Here is a 19,241-nt window from a genome sequence, read left to right on the forward strand (position 1 = left end):
GTCCGCCTCAGGTCCGGCTTATCCGAACCTTAAGTTTGGCTGTGGCCGTGAACGACGCGGAGAGTGTCGCGTAGCGGTGGCGCTGCCCGTTCCGTGCTCGCCCGGCGCGCGTCGGCCCTGCTGGGGAGGTCCGTGCCCTACCGGGCGGTAGGCACCGGCTCCGGTGCCGCGCTGAGGGCTGTCTTAAGTGCCCGTACGAGGCCGTTCGGGGTGCCTTGAAGGCACCTGACCCCTTGGCTACCTTGCCGTAGCAACCCCCTCAGGCAACAGTCGCCGCACCTGCCGCCCCTGCCCGGTCGCAGTCGTGCCGGCGCTCATCAGAAATCGGGATTGGTACATGGCCGACCAGAATGTGCCACCACGTCGACCGCGGGACGACCGCGGCTGGGACGGACGCCAGCACCACACCTCGGACGGGTACCGCGACCACACCCCGTCCGCGCCGTACGGATACGACCCGTCCCAGCCCTACCAGGGCGGGTACCCCGCGCAGGCCGACCCGCGCGAGCAGTACGCCGGTGAGTACGCCCACGCCGGACACCCCGCCCCCGGCCCGCGCGGCCCGCAGTGGGTCGGCCCGGAGGGCCTCGGCCGTCCCGCCCCCACCCGGACGGCCGGCGCTGGACTGCCCAATCTGGACGATGACCGCGATCCCGACCGCAAGGTGGGACGGCGCAAGGCCATCGTCGCGCTCGGCGGCACCGCCGCCGTGGTCGCCGGTGGCGCGGCGCTCGCGATGACCCCGCAGTTCCGCGGTCTCTTCGGCGACGAGGCGGTGGCCGGTGACGCGACCGGCACCACGGTCACCGACGGCACCGCGGCGCGGCCCAGTGGGCAGCAGCCCAGCACGGTGCGCACCTACACCGAGCAGAACGAGAGCTACATGGGCTCGCGGGCCGGCGAGGCGCTGAAGAAGAACGCGCCCAGCGGTGGCCGTACGTTCTCCGGCCCCGCCGCCGCGGCGGCGGAGACCAAGGTGACCGTCAAGACGGTGCTGGCCAAGGACCCGATCCTGCACCTGGCCCGGCGGGCCACCTTCGGGGTCACCCCGCAGGTCGTCGCCGACATCAAGAAGCAGGGCATCGACGGCTGGATTCGCGCCCAGTTGGAGCCGGACAAGATCGCGCCCAGCAAGGCCGAGCTGAAGCTCGCCGAGCTGCCCACCCAGAAGCTCTCCGTGCAGCAGTTGCGCGACCAGCGCGACCAGCTCAACGAGCGCGGCGCCCAGCCGGAGCGCGAGGTGGTGGACGCCACCATCGCCCGGCAGATCTGGTCGAAGCGCCAGCTGTTCGAGGTGATGGTCGACTTCTGGAACGACTTCCTGCACGTCGCCGCGGACTTCGACGGCGGCGAGGTGTACCGCAGCTCGTTCGACCAGGACGTGGTGCGCAAGCACGCCCTGGGCAGCTACCCGGAGATGCTGATCGCCGCGAACAAGCACCCGGCGCTGCTGCTCTACCTGAACCAGAACGACTCCCGCGCGGACGCGGTCAACGAGAACCTCGCCCGGGAGAACCTCGAGCTCTACTCGGTCGGCGTCGACGGCGGCTACACCGAGAAGGACGTCCGCCAGGCGGCCATGCTGCAGACCGGCCGGGGGGTCGAGGACGGCAAGTACATCTTCCGGCCCGACCGGCACTACGTCGGCAAGGTGAAGGTGCTCGGCTTCACGCACGCCAACAACAGCAAGGACCCGAAGGCCGCCGACGCGGCGATCGACAAGTACATCACCTACATCGCGCTGCACCCGTCTACCGCGAAGTACGTGGCGCAGAGCCTGGCCACCCGGTTCGTCTCGGACACCCCGCCGAAGTCCCTCGTGGACCGGCTGGCCAAGACGTACACCACCAACAACGGCCTGATCAAGCCGGTGCTGATGGCGCTGTTCAGCTCCTCGGAGTTCTGGGCCGGCGTCGGCCAGAAGGTGCGCCGGCCGATGGAGTACCTGGTCGCCACGTACCGCACCCTGGGCGTCTCGCCGGATCCGTCGCCGAAGCACGACAACGGCGACAACAAGCGCACGCCGTTCGCCCGGGGCCTGCGCCAGATCCACGACAAGCTGCGCGAGCTGGGCCAGTACCCGATGGGCCAGCCCACCCCGGACGGCTACCCGGACGTCTACGTCGCCTGGACCTCGGCCGGCACCATGGTCAACGGCTGGAACGAGGCCGGCGAGATCGTGGCCGGCTACCGCACCGCCTTCACGTACACCTCGCCGGAGAAGCTGGTGGCCAAGCCGCCGACCACCGCCGGCGCGTACGTGGACGCGCTGGCCCAGCGCCTCGTGCACCAGAAGCTCAGCGCCAAGGAGAAGAGCCTGATTCTCGGCGTGGCCGGCGTGCCGGCGACCGCCAAGGTCGACGCCACGTTCAACGGGGCCATCACCGCCGTCGCGCGGGCGATCCTCGCGTCCCCCCAGCACCACCTCCGGTGAGGCACCCGATGGAGAAGACTGTGTACAACTCTTTCCCCCTGCACCCCGAATGCCCCGACGTGCGGCGGCTGGCCGACAACCCGGCCGAGGCGCTGCTGCGGGCCGAGGCCGACATCGTGGCGGCCGAGAACGCCGCCGAGGCCGACCGCTACCGCCGGCTGGAGGACCTGGAGGAGGCCCAGCAGGATGGTCGGGGCGTCACCCGGCGTACCTTCGTCGCCGGCGCCGCGGTGACCGCCACCGCGCTGGCCACGGCCCAGTTCGTCACCACCTCGGCGTCGTTCGCGGCGACCAAGACCGGCACCCTGATCCACGTCTTCCTCTACGGCGGTCTGGACGGGCTGAGCCTGGTCGCGCCGGACAACGACCCGGTGCTCGCCAAGGCCCGCCCCGACCTGCTGCTCGGCGACGACTCGCTGGCGCTCGGCCGCGGTTTCAAGCTGACCAGCGCGTTCAAGCCGCTGGAGCAGTGGCTCAAGGCCGGCCAGCTGGGCTTCATCCCGGCGGTCTCCGACGAACGGCTGTCCCGCAGCCACTTCCAGGCCGCGGACGCCTGCAACCTGGGCGGCCTGCCCAACGAGACCGGCGGCCGGGGCTGGCTGGACGGCCTCGTCGACAACCTGGGCAAGGGCACCGCGTTCCGCAGCGTCGGCATCGGCAGCACGCTGCCCCGTTCGCTGGTCGGCAACAACGGCGCGTTGTCGCTGAACAGCGTCGGCTCGTTGCGGCTCAACGGCGACGACCGGTTCCGCGCCGCCACCGAGAAGGCCATCAAGGGGCTCTTCACCGGGATCAACCACCCGGTCGAGGAGGCCGTGCACGACGGCCTCGGCGCGCTGGCCACCGCGCAGAAGCTCGCCGCCAAGCCGTACCAGCCCAGCGAGGGCGTCAAGTACGAGGGCGTCGGCTACGCCTTCCAGCAGCTCGCCCAGCTGATCAAGGGCGGCGCCAACGTCCGGGTCGCCACGGTCGGCATGGGTGGCTACGACACCCACGAGAACCAGGGCACCCGCGAGGGCGGGCAGCTGCACCGGCGCCTGAACGAGCTGGCCAGCGCCATGGCCGCGTTCTTCACCGACCTGGGCCCGCAGGCCGCCGACGTGACGATCATGGTCTCCAGCGAGTTCGGCCGACGGGTCGGCTCCAACAGCGGCGGCACCGACCACGGCCATGGCGGCGTGGTGACCCTGCTGTCCGGCAAGAAGCTGGCCGGCTCGCTGCTGGGCACCTGGAACGGCCTGGACAAGCTGGACTCCGGTGACGTGCCCGAGTACAACAACATGTTCAACGTCTACGGCGCGGTCGCGCAGGGCCGGTTCGGGCTCACCAACGCGGAGGTGGACAAGATCTTCCCCCGCCAGAAGTACGCCCCGATGAAGCTGTACGCGTGACGTACCCGCACACCCACGCCGCCGGCCGCCGCACCGGGACCACGTCCCGGCGTGGCGGCCGGCCGGCTGCTCCCGTACCCCCGCAGATCCCCGCCCGGCGCGGTCCCGGCGGCCGGCGGCTGCTGGCCGTGCTGCTCGCGGTCGGCCTGCTCGCCAGTGTGCTGCCGTGGTGGCTGGACACCCCGGCCGGCTCGCTGCGCAGCACCGCGTCCACGATCACCGCCGCCGGCCGGATCACCGGCCTGGTCGCCGGCTACCTGCTGCTGGTGCAGGTGCTGATGATGAGCCGGCTGCCGGTGCTGGAACGGTGGATCGGCGGCGAACAGCTCGCCCGCTGGCACCGCGACGTGGGCGCCACCCTGCTGGTCGCCGTGCTCGCCCACATGTCGCTGATCCTCGTCGGCTACGCCGGCCTGCACCGCCACTCGGTCCTCGCCGAGGTCGGCACGCTGCTGAGCAGGTACGAGGACATGGTCTCGGCGTTCATCGCCACCGGCATCATGGTGCTGGTCGGCTGCACCAGCGTCCGCGCCATCCGCCGCGCGCTGCCCTACGAGGTGTGGCACGTGCTGCACCTGTCCAGCTACCTGGTGCTGCTGCTCGGCTTCGGCCACCAGTTCAGCAACGGCGCGCAGCTGTTCAAGCCCGGGCCGGTGCGTACCTTCTGGATCGCCCTGTACCTGCTGGTGGTCGCCGCCCTGCTGTGGGGCCGGGTGCTCGCGCCGCTCATCCTCAACCTGCGGCACCGGCTGCGGGTCGCCGACGTGGTGGCGGAGAGTCCGGACACCATCTCCATCTACCTGACCGGGGACCGGCTGGACCGGCTGCCGCTGCTCGGCGGCCAGTACTTCCGCTGGCGGTTCCTCACCCCCGGTTGCTGGTGGCAGTCGCACCCGTTCTCGGTCTCCGCGGCGGCCAACGGCCGTTGGCTGCGGCTCACCGTCAAGGTGGTCGGCGCGCACACCGCCGACCTGCGCGACCTGGACCCGGGCACCCGGGTCTGGGCGGAGGGCCCGTCGGGCACCTTCACCGCCGCGCACCGGGTCCGTGACCGCGCGCTGCTGATCGCCGGCGGCAGCGGCATCACCCCGATCCGCGCCATGCTGGAGGAGCTTCCGCCCGGTGCCGCGCTGATCTACCGGGCCCGCACCCCGGCCGACGTGCTGCTCAGCCGGGAGCTGGACTGGTTGGCCCAGGCCCGGGACACCGCGGTCTGGTACGTCATCGGCTCCCGCGACGACCCCGGCCCCCGCCAGGTGATGAGCCCCGACGGGCTGCGTGAGCTGGTACCCGACGTGGCCCGCCGTGACGTCTACCTGTGCGGCCCGCCCGGCCTGGTCGAGCAGTCGGTGCGCGTGCTGCGCCGGGCCGGCGTGCCCCGCCGGCAGATCCACCTGGCCACCTTCGAGCTGTAGGAAGGCATCGCATGCGTCGCGCGTTCCTCGCGATCACCGGCCTGGCCGCCAGCACCACCGCACTGGTGGTGCTCAAGGGCTCGCCGGGCACGACCACCCAGGTCGCCCAGGACCTGCCGACCGCCCAGCCGGTCAGCCCCACGCCCGACGGTGGGCCGGACCCGGCCGCCAGCGGCGCACCGACGACCGCGCCGAGACCGTCGAAGACCGCCGACGCGGATCCGTCGCCCCGCCCCAGCCGCAGCACCGCTCGGCCGTCGGGCACCCGCACCACCACCACCAAGGCGCCGAGCGCGCCGCGCACCACCACCAAGGCGCCCGTGCCGACGACCCGCCGGGTCACCGGGACGGAGGTCTTCAACGAGTACGGCTCGGTGCAGGTGCAGATCGTCGTCTCCGGCAGCCGCATCGTCGAGGCCACCACGGTGAGCCTGCCCAGCGGGCCCGGCGAGACCGAGCAGCACAGCGACGACGTGCGGCGGGCGTACAACGGCAGCGGCGGCGAGGTGGTCAGGAAGCAGAACGCCAACCTCAACACCGTCTCCGGCGCCACCGAGACCAGCGACTCCTACAAGCAGTCGCTGCGCGCGGCCCTCGAGCAGGCGTTCTGAGGTGCCGGCGACGATGACCCGACCCGGGCTGCGCCGGGTCGAGCAGATCATGGGTACGGCGATCAGCCTGGACCTCGCCGACGACCTGCCGCCGGAGCGGCTGCACGAGCTGGCGGACGAGGTCTTCGCCTGGATGCGCGAGGTGGACGCCCGGTTCAGCACGTACCGGGCGGACAGCGAGGTGCGCCGCTTCGACCGGGGTGAGGTGCTGCTCTCCGAGGCGTCGGCGGACCTGCGGTTCGTGCTGGAGGCGTGCGCCGACCTGTGGGGCGACACGGACGGGTTCTTCGACGCGTACGCCACCGGCCGGCTCGACCCGTCCGGGTTCGTCAAGGGCTGGGCGGCGCAGGTCGCCTCGGACCGGCTGCTCGCCGCGGGCGCGCCGAACCACTGCGTGAACGCCGGCGGCGACGTCCGGGTGCGCGGGCTCGCGCCGTCGGGGGAGCCGTGGCGGATCGGCGTCCGCCACCCCTGGGACCCGATGGCGACCTGCCTGGTGCTCGCCGGGACCGACCTGGCGGTGGCCACGTCGGGGATCTACGAGCGCGGACGGCACGTGCTGGATCCGCGCCGGGGTGCGCCGGCGAGCGGGTTGCGTTCGGTGACCGTGGTCGGGCCCGACCTCGGGGTGGCCGACGCGTACGCCACCGCCGCCCTGGCGATGGGGGTGGCCGGCATCGGTTGGGTGGACCGCCTGTCCGGTTACACCCACGCCGTCATCACCGACGACGGCCACTGCCTGCGCTCCACCGAACTGCCGGAGGTCGGCTAGCCGCGCGGGCGGTGGGTGCCGGCGGGTCGGGTGCCGGTGGGCCGTGGGCGGCCCGGCCGGGAGCCGGACGGGCGGGTGCCGGCCCACCGGTGGGGTGGGCGGCTGTGACGGGGCGGCTCGGTGCCGCCGGGGTGAGGTGCTGTGTCGTCCGTGGACATCGATCCCCCGCTCGTGGCGCGCGTTCGCGCCGTCCTGGGCTCAACGAGGACCGGCGCCCCGGCGACGCTGTCGGGCGCCGGATCGGCTCTGCCGCCTGGGCCCGCGGGCGGTGCGGGTCACATGCCCCGCCGGGGCAGCGGCAGGTGACCGGGGAGCAGGTCGGGGGCGAGCGTCACCCCGGTCGCGCGCAGGACCTCGACCAGCGTGTTCTGCACCAGGTAGGAGTCCGGTAGCTGCCAGCGCGCCTGCTCCGGCGCGACCGCCCAGTGCACCGGCCCCTCGGGCAGCCGGGTGGGGGGCGCCGGGATCCATGAGCCGGGGCCGTGCCGGACCACGTGGAAGCAGTGGTCCAGCTCCGGCCGGAGCGCGTCGCCGGGACGGACCAGGAACATCCACCGCCCGGTCGGGGTGACGAGCACCGGTCCGCGTACGCCGGTGCCGGCGGGGTGGTCCTGCACGGCGGCGAGCGCCTGCCGGCCGACGTGTGCGGGGACCTCCAGCACGTCGAAGGCCCGGCCGGTGGGCAGCAGGACGCCGTGCGGGCGGGTCCGCCACCAGGTGGCCACCCGGGCCGGGTCGGCGCTGGCCGCCATCTCCCAGTTCTCCAGTGCCGGGTGGCAGCCGACGGTGGGACAGCCGGCGCGGCCGCACACGAACCGGCTGCGGGCCAGGCAGGCGCCGGGGGTGACCTCCCAGCCGTGCGCGGCGTACCGCACGGCGATCCGGCGCAGCCGGACCCGTTCCAATGGCGACAGTTGGGCGACGCGCGGTCCGACATTCCCCCACATGCGTGCCATCTCCCCTCGTCGGGCCCGGCCGGTGCCAGGTCGTAGTTCGAGCACCGTCACTGCCGTAACCCACGATCGTTGAGGTTGACGAACGGCTCGTGCAACTTGCACGAAAAGTACGAGGACTGGCCGGACGGCTGACGTACAGGCTGTGCGACCGGCGAAAACCTGAGAAAAGAACGGATCGCCGCACCCGCGGACACCGCCCACGGCCCGAGCGCCCGGCGGCGGACAGGGGAGGGATGGGGAGATGGACGAGCTACCCATAGGGCGGCGAGTGGCCTACTGGCGGGGGCGACGCAAGATGTCGCAGCAGGTCTTCGCGGACCGGTTGGGCAAGTCGAAGAGCTGGGTGGACAAGGTGGAGCGCGGGGTGCGCCGGCTGGACAAGTTCTCGGTGGTCTACGAGATCGCCGATATCCTCCAGGTGGACGTGCAACTGTTGATGGGCAAGGACCCGGAGCGGCGCACCGACGCGTTGAACTGCATCGACCAGGTCGAGGTGCAGGAGATCCGGGCGGCGCTGGAGCGGTACGACTCGATGAGCGCGTACTTCGACGCCGCGCCCTTCCCGCCGCCGCTGGCCGACATGCGCAAGGCCGTCAGCCACGCCTGGCTCACCTACCAGTACGGCCGCTACGGGATGCTGACCCGGGCGCTGCCCAAGCTGCTGCGCGACGCCCAGGCGGCCGACGCCGGCTACGGCGGCGACCAGGCGGCCGACGCGGCGCACCTGCTCGGTCAGGTCTACCAGATCGCCTCCTCGGTGCTGCGTAAGCTGGGCGAGTGCGAGCTGGCCTGGCTGGCCGCGGACCGGTCGATGGCGGTGGCCCAGCGGGCCGACGATCCGCTGCTGGCCGGCATCGCCACCACCCGGGTGTGCAACGCCCTGGTGGCGATGGGTCGGGCCCGCCCGGCCCTGGAGCTCAACGTCACCATCGCCAACCGCCTCGCCCCGGGCGGCGGCAACGATCCCTCCCCGGCGCGGCTCTCGGTGTACGGCCTGCTGCTGTTGCAGGGCGCGATGGCGGCCTCCCGGATCGGCGACTCGGCGACCGTCGACGACCTGATCAACGGCGCGGAGGAGGCAGCCACCCTGCTCGGGGGCGACCACAACCACTACTGGACCTCGTTCGGGCCGACCAATGTGGAGTTGCACCGGGCCGCCGCGGCGGTGGAGCTGGGCGACGGGGGCCGCGCGGTGGAGGTGCACCAGCTGCGCATCGACGAGCCGGCGTTCAACGCGCTGCTGCCCGAGCGCCGGGCTCACCACCTGCTCGACATCTCCCGCGGCTTCGCCCAGATCGGCGATGTCGCCAACGCCGGCGAGATGCTGCTGCGCGGCGACCGGCTCGCGCCGTCGGAGATCCGGTGCCGCCCGATCGCGCACGAGGTGATGTCGGACATCCTGCGTCGCACACGTGGTGCGCCGCCTTCTCCGGTAGCGGAGTTGGCTGAGCACATGGGAGTAGGGGTATGAGCCCGGAGCCGGTCTGATGGCCGGCCCGCAACGCGTCAGCGAGCACCGTGGGGTGCTCTACGTCATCGCCTGCGGTTCGCCGCTGGCCCGGCACGTCGGGCGTCTGGTCGGCCTGGCCCAGTCCGACGGCTGGGAGGTCTGCGTGATCACCACGCCGGACGGCGCCAAGTTCGTCGACCAGCCCGCCCTGGTCCGGCAGACCGGCTACCCGGTCCGCACGCACTACAAGAATCCCGGTGACCCGGACGTGCTGCCGCCGGCCGACGCCATGATCGTCTGCCCGGCGACGGTCAACACGGTCAACAAGTGGGCTGCCGGGATCGCCGACACCCTCGCGCTCGGGCTGCTGGTGGAGGCGCAGGGCAGGGGCGTACCGATCGTGGCGGTGCCGTTCACCAACGCCGCGATGGCCGCCCACCCCGCGTTCCGGGCGGGGGTGGCCCGGCTGGCCGAGTGGGGCGTGACGGTGCTCTTCGGCGACCACGTGGTCGCCCTGCACCCGCCCGGGACCGGCGAGCAGTCCCTGCACGCGTTCCCCTGGCCGATGCCGCTGGCCGCCCTGCGCTCGGTCGCCTGCCGCGCCGCGTAGGCCGCTCCACGGCCCCGCCCGGCCGCCCGGTGCTCTCCCGGTCGGTGGTCGGGCAGGGCGGGTCGGGCGGGCGTGGCCGCCCGCGGGCCCCGGCGACGGTAAGCTGGCCCGCCGTGAGCACTAGCGCATCCACCCCCACCGTCGCCGACGTGGTGGCCGAGCTGGAACGGCGCTACCCGCCCGCCTGGGCCGAGGAGTGGGACCGGGTGGGTCTGGTGCTGGGTGAGCCGACCGCCGCGGTCCGCCGGGTGCTCTGCGTGGTCGACGTGGTGCCCGAGACGGTCGCCGAGGCGCTGGCCGCCGGCGTCGACATGATCGTCGCGCACCACCCGCTGCTGCTGCGCGGGGTCTCCTCGGTCGCCCCGACCACGTTCAAGGGTCGGATCGTGCACCAGCTGATCCGGGCCGGGGTGGCGCTGCACGTCGCGCACACCAACGCCGACGTGGCCTTCCCGGGCGTCTCGGACGCCCTCGCCGCCCGGTTCGGGTTGACCGGGCTGCGCCCGCTGCACCCGCCCGCACCCTCCTCGCCCGCGCGGGGCGACGGTCGGGGCATCGGTCGGATCGGCGAGCTGCCCCGCCCGATGACCCTCGCGGAGCTGACCCGGCACGCCGCCGCCGTGCTCCCCGTCACGGCGTGGGGAGTTCGCGCGGCGGGGGATCCCGGGCGTATGGTTCGTACCCTCGCCGTCAGCGGCGGGTCGGGGGACGGCTTCCTCGCCGCCGCGAGCGCCGCCGGGGTCGACGCGTACCTCACCGCCGACCTGCGGCACCACCCGGCCGGCGAGCACCTCGCCGCCGATGGTCCCGCCCTGATCGACGCCGCCCACTGGGCGACCGAACGACCGTGGCTGGACGACCTGGCCGCCTTCCTGCGGGAGGCGCTGGGCGTCGAGACGCTGGTGTCCAACCTGGACACCGATCCGTGGACCGTACACGCCGCCGCACCCGTTGTGGACGACAAGGAGCCCGACCGTGAAGGCTGACCCCCAGGTGCAGCGTCGCCTGCTCGACCTCCAGGCGATCGACACCGCCCTCGCCCAGCTCGCCCACCGGCGTCGCACGCTGCCGGAGCGGGCCGAGCTGGAGGCGCTGGCCCGCGAGCTGTCGGCGCTGGAGGACGAGCGGGTCCGCGCCCAGGTGGCGGTCGACGATCTGGACCGGGACATCGCCCGCATGGAGAAGGACGTCGAGCAGGTCCGCGCCCGCAAGGAGAAGGACGAGAACCGGCTGGCCGCGGGCACCGGCCCGGCCCGCGAGCTGGAGGCGCTGCAGCACGAGCTGGTCTCGCTCAACCGGCGCCAGGGCGACCTGGAGGACGCCGAGCTGGAGCTGATGGAGCAGCGGGAGACCGCGCAGGGCGTCCTCGACGGCGTGGAGCAGCGGCTGGCCGACGCGCGGGAGAAGCGCGCCGCCACCGAGCAGCGCCGCGACGAGGCGCTGGCCGAGATCACCCGGGAAGAGGACTTCAAGCGCGGCGCCCGCCAGCCGCTCGCCGGTGATCTCCCGGCGGACCTGGTCACCCTCTACGACAAGATCCGTCAGGACACCGGGTTGGGTGCCGCCCTGCTGACCGCAGGTCGCTGCGGCGGCTGCCGGTTGGAGCTCTCCGGCGCCGACCTGGCCCGGATCCGCAAGGCCGACCCGGACGAGGTGGTCCGCTGCGAGGACTGCCGGCGCATCATGGTCCGCACCAACGAGTCGGGCCTGTAGGTCGTGGCGCCGCGCGTGGTCGTCGTCGAGGCTGACGGCGGGTCCCGGGGCAACCCGGGCCCGGCTGGCTACGGCGCGGTGGTGCGCGACCCGGCCAGCGGTGAGGTGCTGGCCGAGCGGTCCGAGTCGATCGGCACCGCCACCAACAACGTCGCCGAGTACCAGGGTCTGATCGCCGGCCTGTCGGCCGCCGCCGAGGTGGGTGCCGCCGAGGTGGACGTCCGGATGGACTCCAAGCTGGTGGTCGAGCAGATGTGCGGGCGCTGGCAGATCAAGCACCCCGGCCTGCGCCCGCTCGCCGCCCAGGCGGCCGGGCTGGTGGGCCGGTTCGCCGCCGTCCGTTTCGAATGGATCCCCCGGGAGCGCAACCGACACGCCGACGCCCTGGCCAACGCGGCGATGGACGCCGCCGCCGGCCGGCCCGCGGCGCAGCCCGCGCCGGCCACCGTCGCTGCGCCGGCGGCCACGAACACCGGCACCGACCCGGCGACCGCGCCGCCCTCCTGGGAGCCGCGGCCGAGTTTCACCGCCACCCGGCTGATCCTGGTCCGGCACGGCGAGACGATCTACACCGAGCAGCGCCGCTACTCCGGGCGCGGCGACGTGCCGCTCTCCGAGCGGGGCCGGGCCCAGATCCGCGCCACCGCGACCCGGGTGGCCGCGCTGGCCCCGTCCGTCGCGGCCGTGGTCAGCTCACCCCTGTCCCGGTGTACGGCGACCGCGGCGGCCATCGCCGGTGCGCTCGGCGACCCGCCGGTACGCACCGACGACGACCTCATCGAGTGCGACTTCGGTGCCTGGGAGGGGCGCACCTTCGCCGAGGTGCGTGACCAGTGGCCGGGGGAGATGGACGCCTGGCTGGCCTCCACCCGGGTCGCCCCGCCGGGCGGGGAGTCGTTCACCGCGGTCGCCGAGCGCAGCCGCCGGGCGGTCACCGGGCTGCTCGGGGCGTACCCCGGGGAGACCGTGGTGGTCGTCTCGCACGTATCGCCGATCAAGCTGGTGCTGCGCGACGCCCTCGCCGCCGGCGACGGTTTCCTGCACCGGCTCTTCCTGGACGCGGCCGGCATCTCGGTGCTGGACCTGTGGCCCGACGGCGGCGTCGCCGTCCGCACCGTCAACGACACCGCGCACCTCCCCGGCACCTGAGCCACCGCCGCCGATCCGGCCGGTCGCGCCGTTCGGCGCAGCCCGCCGGCCGTTCGGCGCAGCGCCGTCCGCTCATTGATCGTGACGGCGGTCACAGGGTCGTAGCCTCCGGCCGTTACATCGCGAGCTACGACTTACCGGAGGTGTGTCAGATGGCTGCACCCGAACCGGAGGCGCCCACCACGGCGCCGTCCAGGGCGAAGGATCACAGTCCCTGGAACTGGTTGCTCTTCGTTCCGATCGTGGTGCCGCTGATCCCGGCCTTCTTCAACGGCGACTCGCCCCGGATCCTCGGTTTCCCGCGCTTCTACTGGCTGCAACTGGCCTACATCGTGCTCGGCGTCGCCACCACCACCCTGGTCTACCAGATGACGAAGAAGCGGGGTGGACGCTGATGTGGAAGGACCATCTCACCGAGATCATCGTCTTCACGGCGCTCTTCCTGCTGGTGAGTGCGATGGGCTTCGTGGCCGCCCGCTGGCGTGCCCCGAAGGACATGGCCCACCTCGACGAGTGGGGCCTGGGTGGGCGCAGCTTCGGCGGCTGGATCACCTGGTTCCTGGTCGGCGGTGACCTCTACACCGCGTACACCTTCGTGGCGGTGCCGGCGCTGATGTTCGGGGCGGGCGCGGCCGGGTTCTTCGCGGTGCCGTACACCATCGTGATCTACCCGCTGGTCTTCCTGGTGCTGGTCCGGCTCTGGTCGGTGTCGCACCGGCACGGGTTCGTCACGCCGGCCGACTTCGTCCGCAACCGGTTCGACTCGCCGGTGCTGGCGCTGCTGATCGCGATCACCGGCATCGTGGCCACCATGCCGTACATCGCGCTGCAGCTGATCGGCATCGAGGCGGTGCTCAAGACGATGGGGGTGACCGGCGACAACGCGGTGGCCCGGCACCTGCCGATCATCATCGCGTTCGCCATTCTGGCCGCCTACACCTACCAGTCGGGGCTGCGGGCGCCGGCGCTGATCGCGTTCGTCAAGGACACGCTGATCTACATCGTGATCCTGGTGGCGGTCTTCTACCTGCCGTACAAGCTGGGCGGCTGGGGTGACATCTTCGCCGCCGCCGACGCGAAGTTCGACGCCTCGCCCAACCCGAACGACGGGGTGCTGCTCAACGGCAACAACCAGCTCCAGTACGTGACGCTGGCGCTCGGCTCGGCGTTGGCGCTGTTCCTCTACCCGCACAGCATCACCGGTGTGCTGGCCAGCCGGAACCGCGACGTGATCAAGCGGAACATGTCGGCGTTGCCGGCGTACAGCCTGCTGCTCGGGCTGATCGCGCTGCTGGGCTTCATGGCCATCGCGGCCGGGGTGAAGCCGCTGCCGGGGGCCACCGAGGGCACCGTGGACAACAACACCATCGTGCCGCTGCTGTTCGACCAGCAGTTCCCGGACTGGTTCGCCGGTGTCGCGTACGCGGCGATCGGCATCGGGGCGCTGGTGCCGGCGGCGATCATGTCGATCGCGGCGGCGAACCTGTTCACCCGCAACATCTACAAGGAGTACCTGAAGCGGGACGCCACCGCCGCCCAGGAGGCGAACGTCTCGAAGATCACCTCGCTGGTGGTGAAGGTCGGTGCGGTGGCCTGCATCGTCTTCCTCGACCCGCAGTTCTCGATCGACCTCCAGCTGATCGGCGGCGTGATCATCCTCCAGACGCTGCCGGCGGTGGCGCTGGGCCTCTACACCCGCTGGTTCCACCGCACCGGCCTGATCGTCGGCTGGGCGGTCGGCATGGCGCTCGGCATGTGGATGCTCTACCAGGTCGCCAGCCCGACCCGGAAGCACTTCGGCGGCTCGGCGTTCCCCCTGAAGGAGTTCGGCTTCGACACCACCAAGACGATCTACGTCGGAATCGTGGCCGTGCTGGTCAACCTGGCGGTCGCGGCGCTGCTGACGCTGGTGCTGCGGGCCGCGAAGGTGGCCGAGGGAGTCGACGGCACCACGCCGGACGACTACTTCGCCGACGAGGGCGACCCCCGGGTCACCCCCGGGATCGAGAAGGACGCCGACTCCGCCCGCGAGCCGGTCGCCTGAAAGGAGGGGCCCCTTGTTAACGCCCAGGCGTTAACAAGGGGCTCCTCCTTTCATCTCAGCGGCGGCGGTTGCGGGACAGCAGGGCCTGGTTGAGGCGGCCCAGCAGGGCCGCCAGGGTGGCCCGGTCCTCGGTGCTCCACTCGGCCAGCATGTCGCCGTAGAGCCGGGTGCGCGCGGCCTGCACGGCGGCCATCCGCTGCAGGCCGGCCGGGGTGGGGGAGATGACCGTGCCACGGCCGTCCGCCGGGTCGGGTGCGCGGACGATGAGGCCGTCGCGTTGCAGGGCGGAGACCTGCCGGGTCACCGTCGAGCCGTCCAGGTTGAGCCGGGCGGCGAGCGCCGAGACGTTCTGCGGGCCGGCGTCGGCCAGGTGGCGCAGGATGACGTACGCCGCGCGATCCAGCACCCGGTGCTCGGCGGTGCCGGTCGCCCGCCGGGTGGCCTCGCCGAAGCGCATCAGCATGGCCACCTCGGTCTCGATCCGGCCGAGGGTGGCCTCGGTGTCCGTGGAGTCGTCCTCGCTCATAGCTGTATCATACAGGATAAGTACCTGTACCATACAGCTATCTGGGGAGTCCGAGTGGATCGGCGTTCCGAACCGAACCGCAGTGCCATCTACGCCACCACGCTGGTGGCCTTCCTCGCCATCGCCGGCATCGCCGTCGTCGACCCGATCCTGCCCGCCATCGGCGAGGCCATCGGGGTCACCGCCTGGCAGGTCGAGCTGCTGTTCACCGCGTACATCGCGGTGATGGCGCTCGGCATGATCCCGGCGACGCTGGCCAGCGGCCGGTTCGGCTTCAAGCCGGTGCTGATCACCGGCGTCTCCGTGGTCGGCGCGGCCGCGATCCTCGCCTCGTTCAGCGACAGCATCGTGCAGCTGTCCGTGCTGCGCGGCGTCTGGGGACTGGGCAACGCGATGTTCTTCGCCACCGCCATGGTGGTGCTGGTCAACCTGGCCGTCGACCGGGAGTGGGTGGTCGGCCTCTTCGAGACCGCGCTGGGTCTCGGCTTCGCCGTCGGACCGCTGATCGGCGGCCTGCTCGGCGAGATCAGCTGGCGGCTGCCGTTCTTCGTCTGCGGGGTCTTCATGGTCCTCGCCCTCGGCGTGGCCGCGCGCAAGCTGCGCGAACCGACCAACCGGCAGGCGCCGGTGCGGGTCGGGCAGATCTTCGCCACCTACCGCCGGCCGGCGTTCATCGCGCTCTGCGTGGTCACCGCCGCGTACAATTTCGTCTTCTTCGTGGTGCTCGGCTACACGCCGCTCTTCCTGCGTCTGGACGTCATCCCGCTGGGCCTGGCGTTCACCGGCTGGGGGCTCGGCCTGGCCACCGGCATCCTGGTGATCGGGCACCGGCTCGCTCACCGGATCGGCGCGGTGCAGACCGTCGGCGTCGCCATCGTCGGGCTCCTGGCCTGCATGGTGCTCTTCGCCACCTCGACCAGCACGGCCGAGGCACTGGTCGTGCTGGTGCTCGCCGGGCTCTGCATGGGGCTGGCCAACGCCAACCTCACCGACCTGGCGCTGGGTCTGGGCTCCAGCGACCGGCGGGTGGCCACCGGGGCGTTCAACCTCGTCCGCTGGGGCGCCGCCGCACCCGCGCCGATCATCTCCGGCAAGCTCGCCGAGCACTCGCTGGCCCTGCCGTTCTGGGTGGGCTTCGGGGTGCTCTCCGTCGGCGTGCTGGTCTACCTGGCCTCCGCGCACCTGATGGCCGCCGGCTACGGCGAGCGGGTGCTCTGGTCCCGGTGGAACCGGGCCGCCTCCGACGCCGAACACGCCCCGGAGGAGCCGGTCGGCGAGGCGTACTGAACCCGGGGGTGGGTCAGCCGAGGGCGCGCCAGAGCAGGTAGAGCCCGATCACGGTGCCGAAGACCACGATCAGCGTCTTGAGCAGCACCGGCGGAAGCCGGCGGACCAGCCGGGCACCCGCGTACCCGCCGATCAGGGTGGCCGGAGCGACCACCGCGACGGTCGCCCAGTTCACCGGGCCGAAGAGGGCGAACACCACAAGCGTGGTGAGCCCCACCACCGCGGAGAGCAGGTTCTTGATCGCGCTGACCCGGGCCAGCGTCGCGTCCAGCACCAGGGCCAGGCTGGCGACCAGCATCACCCCGAGCGCCGCGCCGAAGTACCCGCCGTACACCGCGCCGAGCGCGACCATCGTCTGCACCGCGATGGTCCGCCGGCGCGGCGTCAGGTCGCGGGGGTGACCGACCAACCGGCGCAGCGGGTCCTGGAAGGCCAGCACCGCGGTCGCGCCGAGCACCAGGAACGGTACGACCAACTCGAAGGCCCGGGCCGGGGTGGCCAGCAGCAGCAACGCCCCGGCGATCGTGCCGACGATCGTGGTGGGCACCAGCGTGGCCAGCGCCCGCGGACGCGGCAGGTCGGCCCGGCTGCCCGCCACGCTGGCCAGGTAGCCGGGGAACACGGCGACGGAGTTGCTGACGTTCGCCGGCACCGGGGGAAGCCCGACCGCGATCATCGCCGGGAAGGTGATCAGCGATCCGCCACCGGCCACCGCGTTGACCGTGCCCGCAGCGAGACCGGCGGCCAGCAGCAGCGCGGCGTGGGAGAGATCCATAGGCCCCCGAGGCTAGTACGCTGCCCGCCCTCTCAACCTTTTGGGACGCCGTCGCGTCGTTGCCTGTGACGGACCCGACGGAGGGAGTGGCACGTGCACGGTCACGACAGGGGGTCGGCGGGTGGATGACCCGGACTTCCGCGAGTTCGTCGAGGTCCGCTATCCCGACCTGTTGCGCACCGCGTACCTGCTCACCGGTAGCCGGGACGCGGCGCAGGACCTCGTGCACGAGGCGCTGCTGAAGGTGATGCGGCACTGGCTGCGCGTTGACGATCCGATGGCGTACGTCCGCCGGGCGATGGTCAACGAACGGAACAGCCGGTGGCGGCGGCGCGGACTACGCGAACTGCTGACTGCCGCCATTCCGGATCGGCCGTCCCCGGACGCCACCGACGCGGTCGTCGTCCGCGACGAACTGCTCGCCGCGCTGGACCGACTGCCGAACCGGATGCGCACGGTGCTGGTGCTGCGGTACTGGGAGGACCTGTCGGAGGCCACCGTGGCGGAGGCGATGGGCTGCTCGGTCGGGACGGTGAAGAGCCAGGCGGCGCGTGGGCTGACCCGGCTGCGGGACGTGCTGGGCAGGCCGGTCCACGGCGCCGCGACGGTGCCGAACAAGCTGGTGGGGGAGCGGGGATGAGCGTCGACGAACTGCGCGCGCGACTGGCGTCGATCGCTGAGACGGTGGTCCCGGATGCGGACCCGTACACCCGATTGGTGCGGCAGGCCCGACGGCGTCGGCGGCGCCGCATCGCCGGCCTCGGGGCGGCGGTGGCCGCTCTCCTCGCGACCGCGCTGGTCGGCCCGGCGGCACTCGGCGTCGGCGGGCTCGACGGAAGGCCCCGTGATCCGTCGAAGCTCGGCCACGGCTACCCGGTCGACTCGCCGTGGACATGGCGACTGGTCAACTCACCAACCCGGGGAGACCTCGCCGACGACCGGGAGTTCGTCGCCCAGGTCACCCAGCTCTTCGACCGCGAGCGGGACAGCCTCTACATCGCTGCGGATCTGCCCAGCGTGAAGCTGCTCTACGCCGACGAATCCGCCGGATACCGACAGGTGGTGCTGGCCTTCCACTCCGACACTCACGCGGCGCTCGTGACCCGGGAGGCCTCCGTCGGGGCATCACCGCGACGCCTGCTGGACGGCGGCGGCTTGAGCAACGGCCCGATTACCCCGTTCACCGTGCTCGACGCCGCGTCCGGCCTGCCCGGCGATCAGAAGCAGTGGCTGCTGGGCCTCGCCCCGACCGGCTGTGCCGTGTCGTACAGCCGGTCCGCGTCGGTCGCCAAGGGCGAGGTACGCAGGCGGTGGGAGCCGTCCTCGGCCGGCGATCGGCTGCTGCTGGAGCGGCAGTCCGCGCGCGGCTGGTGGCGGGTCGAGTGCGACGGGCAGGTGCGCCAGGAAGGGCCGATCGGCCACTGGTACGAGATGGTCGGCGAGACTCCCACCGACTCCGTCGAGCCGGCGGACGCTCGGCCGTCACCGGCCCCGACGATCGACGAGTGGCGCGTTCCTCGGGACGCCGGCAGGTCGTACCGGACGCTGACCCGAACCAGCGGCCTCGGTGCGGCAGCGGAGCCGGTGATCCGGTGGGCAGGGCGGCTGGACCTCGCCGACGAGACCGAGTCGGTGCTCGTCGGCCCACCGGGGGACGGGCCGCTGCTGCTGCAGGTCGGCGCCGGTGAGGGCGGCCTGCTCGCTCTCGGCACCAGCGAGCAGACGGCCCTCCACGACACCGGGACGCAGGCGAGCATCGGAGGGCAGGCGGCGCTGGTCGCCACCGGAATCAGCTCCGTCGACGACCTGGCGGCGGTGCGGGTGCCCGCCCGCTCCAGGGACCACGCCGTGCTGACCGACCGCCTGCTGGTCGTACCGCCCCGGGAGGCGGTCCGGATCGAGGCGGTGGCGGCCGGCCAGGTCCGATCAGCCGCCCTGGTACGCGACGGTGCGGCGGTGCTGACCCTGCCGGTCGGGTCCTCGGTGACTGTGCGGGCGCTCGACGGCAACGGTCGGCTGCTCACCGCGGCGATGCTCACCGAACGCGCCGACGGCGAGCAGATCTTCGGCGAGCCGGTGGTGTCGAACTGGTGACGAGGTATGCCCGC

18 protein-coding genes are annotated in these 19,241 nt (G+C 72.5%); 15 read left to right on the top strand and 3 right to left on the bottom strand.

The window, feature by feature from the left end:
• Positions 1-337: 337 nt before the first annotated feature.
• Genes ACFOW4_RS24690 through ACFOW4_RS24710 form a run of 5 tightly spaced genes read left to right on the top strand, consistent with a single transcriptional unit; the run spans position 338 to position 6,623 of the window.
• Positions 338-2,434 (top strand): DUF1800 domain-containing protein, encoded by a 2,097-nt coding sequence (locus ACFOW4_RS24690; RefSeq protein ID WP_377531792.1) that lies wholly within the window; start codon positions 338-340, stop codon positions 2,432-2,434.
• An 8-nt stretch (positions 2,435-2,442) separates the two neighbouring features.
• On the top strand, positions 2,443-3,825 hold the full coding sequence (locus ACFOW4_RS24695; protein ID WP_377531795.1) for a DUF1501 domain-containing protein: 1,383 nt from the start codon (positions 2,443-2,445) through the stop codon (positions 3,823-3,825).
• Positions 3,822-5,240, top strand: a complete 1,419-nt coding sequence (locus ACFOW4_RS24700; protein ID WP_377531798.1) for a ferric reductase-like transmembrane domain-containing protein — start codon at positions 3,822-3,824, stop codon at positions 5,238-5,240. Before ACFOW4_RS24695 ends, ACFOW4_RS24700 begins: the two co-directional genes overlap by 4 nt.
• An 11-nt stretch (positions 5,241-5,251) precedes the next feature.
• On the top strand, positions 5,252-5,851 hold the full coding sequence (locus ACFOW4_RS24705) for an FMN-binding protein (protein ID WP_377531801.1): 600 nt from the start codon (positions 5,252-5,254) through the stop codon (positions 5,849-5,851).
• A 49-nt stretch (positions 5,852-5,900) separates the two neighbouring features.
• Positions 5,901-6,623, top strand: coding sequence for an FAD:protein FMN transferase (locus tag ACFOW4_RS24710; RefSeq protein ID WP_377532110.1), 723 nt, complete (start codon positions 5,901-5,903; stop codon positions 6,621-6,623).
• Positions 6,624-6,898: 275 nt separating this feature from the next.
• On the opposite strand, the gene ACFOW4_RS24715 is transcribed toward ACFOW4_RS24710, so the two are convergent.
• Positions 6,899-7,570, bottom strand: coding sequence for a bifunctional DNA primase/polymerase (locus ACFOW4_RS24715; protein ID WP_377532113.1), 672 nt, complete (start codon positions 7,568-7,570; stop codon positions 6,899-6,901).
• A gap of 250 nt (positions 7,571-7,820) precedes the next feature.
• On the opposite strand from ACFOW4_RS24715, the gene ACFOW4_RS24720 reads away from it, so the two are divergent.
• The 7 genes from ACFOW4_RS24720 to mctP all read left to right on the top strand — a co-directional run bounded on the left by ACFOW4_RS24720 (position 7,821) and on the right by mctP (position 14,545).
• Entirely contained in the window at positions 7,821-9,050 is a 1,230-nt protein-coding gene (locus ACFOW4_RS24720) for a helix-turn-helix domain-containing protein (protein WP_377531804.1), read from the top strand.
• Positions 9,051-9,066: 16 nt separating this feature from the next.
• A complete protein-coding gene (locus tag ACFOW4_RS24725) occupies positions 9,067-9,639 on the top strand; it encodes a flavoprotein (protein ID WP_377531807.1) in 573 nt (190 codons plus the stop codon).
• A 113-nt stretch (positions 9,640-9,752) separates the two neighbouring features.
• The gene (locus tag ACFOW4_RS24730; protein ID WP_377531810.1) at positions 9,753-10,625 is read left to right on the top strand and encodes a Nif3-like dinuclear metal center hexameric protein; all 873 of its coding nucleotides are present in this window, start codon (positions 9,753-9,755) and stop codon (positions 10,623-10,625) included.
• A complete protein-coding gene (locus ACFOW4_RS24735; RefSeq protein WP_377531813.1) occupies positions 10,615-11,352 on the top strand; it encodes a zinc ribbon domain-containing protein in 738 nt (245 codons plus the stop codon). The genes ACFOW4_RS24730 and ACFOW4_RS24735 overlap by 11 nt, the downstream gene beginning before the upstream one ends.
• A 3-nt stretch (positions 11,353-11,355) precedes the next feature.
• A complete protein-coding gene (locus ACFOW4_RS24740) occupies positions 11,356-12,501 on the top strand; it encodes a bifunctional RNase H/acid phosphatase (RefSeq protein ID WP_377531816.1) in 1,146 nt (381 codons plus the stop codon).
• A 152-nt stretch (positions 12,502-12,653) separates the two neighbouring features.
• Entirely contained in the window at positions 12,654-12,896 is a 243-nt protein-coding gene (locus ACFOW4_RS24745; RefSeq protein WP_377531818.1) for a DUF3311 domain-containing protein, read from the top strand.
• A complete protein-coding gene (gene mctP / locus ACFOW4_RS24750; RefSeq protein ID WP_377531820.1) occupies positions 12,896-14,545 on the top strand; it encodes a monocarboxylate uptake permease MctP in 1,650 nt (549 codons plus the stop codon). Before ACFOW4_RS24745 ends, mctP begins: the two co-directional genes overlap by 1 nt.
• A 55-nt stretch (positions 14,546-14,600) precedes the next feature.
• On the opposite strand, the gene ACFOW4_RS24755 is transcribed toward mctP, so the two are convergent.
• The gene (locus ACFOW4_RS24755; protein WP_377531822.1) at positions 14,601-15,071 is read right to left on the bottom strand and encodes a MarR family winged helix-turn-helix transcriptional regulator; all 471 of its coding nucleotides are present in this window, start codon (positions 15,069-15,071) and stop codon (positions 14,601-14,603) included.
• Between the two features lie 54 nt (positions 15,072-15,125).
• Between ACFOW4_RS24755 and ACFOW4_RS24760 the strand changes: the two genes are divergently transcribed.
• Positions 15,126-16,358: an MFS transporter gene (locus ACFOW4_RS24760; RefSeq protein ID WP_377531824.1), complete on the top strand. Its 1,233-nt coding sequence runs from the start codon at positions 15,126-15,128 to the stop codon at positions 16,356-16,358.
• Positions 16,359-16,371: 13 nt separating this feature from the next.
• Here the strand turns inward: ACFOW4_RS24760 and ACFOW4_RS24765 are convergent, their stop codons facing one another.
• Positions 16,372-17,133: a sulfite exporter TauE/SafE family protein gene (locus ACFOW4_RS24765; RefSeq protein ID WP_377531827.1), complete on the bottom strand. Its 762-nt coding sequence runs from the start codon at positions 17,131-17,133 to the stop codon at positions 16,372-16,374.
• A 121-nt stretch (positions 17,134-17,254) separates the two neighbouring features.
• Between ACFOW4_RS24765 and ACFOW4_RS24770 the strand changes: the two genes are divergently transcribed.
• Together ACFOW4_RS24770 and ACFOW4_RS24775 are read left to right on the top strand one after the other, a co-directional pair.
• Positions 17,255-17,773 carry a SigE family RNA polymerase sigma factor gene (locus tag ACFOW4_RS24770; RefSeq protein ID WP_377531829.1) on the top strand — a complete coding sequence of 173 codons (519 nt, stop codon included), beginning with the start codon at positions 17,255-17,257 and terminating at the stop codon, positions 17,771-17,773.
• Positions 17,770-19,227 (top strand): hypothetical protein, encoded by a 1,458-nt coding sequence (locus ACFOW4_RS24775; protein ID WP_377531832.1) that lies wholly within the window; start codon positions 17,770-17,772, stop codon positions 19,225-19,227. The genes ACFOW4_RS24770 and ACFOW4_RS24775 overlap by 4 nt, the downstream gene beginning before the upstream one ends.
• Positions 19,228-19,241 lie beyond the last annotated feature (14 nt).

Origin of the sequence: Micromonospora sp. GCM10011542, from assembly GCF_042650685.1 — a bacterium.
In the GTDB taxonomy this organism is placed as follows: domain Bacteria; phylum Actinomycetota; class Actinomycetes; order Mycobacteriales; family Micromonosporaceae; genus Micromonospora.